This window comes from Paenibacillus montaniterrae (assembly GCF_018403185.1).
Classification (GTDB): Bacteria; Bacillota; Bacilli; order Paenibacillales; family Paenibacillaceae; genus Pristimantibacillus; species Pristimantibacillus montaniterrae.
Window position 1 is genome coordinate 1 of sequence record NZ_BOSE01000037.1, and the last position, 406, is coordinate 406.

1 tRNA gene and 1 rRNA gene are annotated in these 406 nt (G+C 46.1%); both read right to left on the reverse strand.

Annotation, left to right across the window (positions count from 1 at the left end):
• Positions 1–48: 48 nt before the first annotated feature.
• Positions 49–124, reverse strand: a tRNA-Asn gene (locus KJS52_RS27015).
• A 192-nt stretch (positions 125–316) separates the two neighbouring features.
• Positions 317–406, reverse strand: a 23S ribosomal RNA gene (locus KJS52_RS27020); the annotation flags it as partial.

Sequence of the window (406 nt, forward strand, 5' to 3'; positions counted from 1 at the left end):
ACCCCTTAGCAGAGGGTCCCCTTGAGCCACTTGGGTACTTCTCCGTACTGGCTCCCCGAACAGGACTCGAACCTGTGACAACTCGATTAACAGTCGAGTGCTCTACCGACTGAGCTATCAGGGAACATTAATTGCTTGCAATATTTCATTCCATCTGCTCAATTCTATGAATTGAAATTTTCTCAATACTATATTGCTCGCATTATGTAGAAGGCTTGCACCCTCAAAACTGGATATGAAAACTTGATTCATCGTGCGATCGATGGTTAGAAGTTGTTGCGCTTCTATGATTTTTCCCGATATTCTCGGGTACATTTAGGATAAGCCCTCGACCGATTAGTACTGGTCAGCTCCATGCATTGCTGCACTTCCACCCCCAGCCTATCAACCTCGTCGTCTTCAAGGG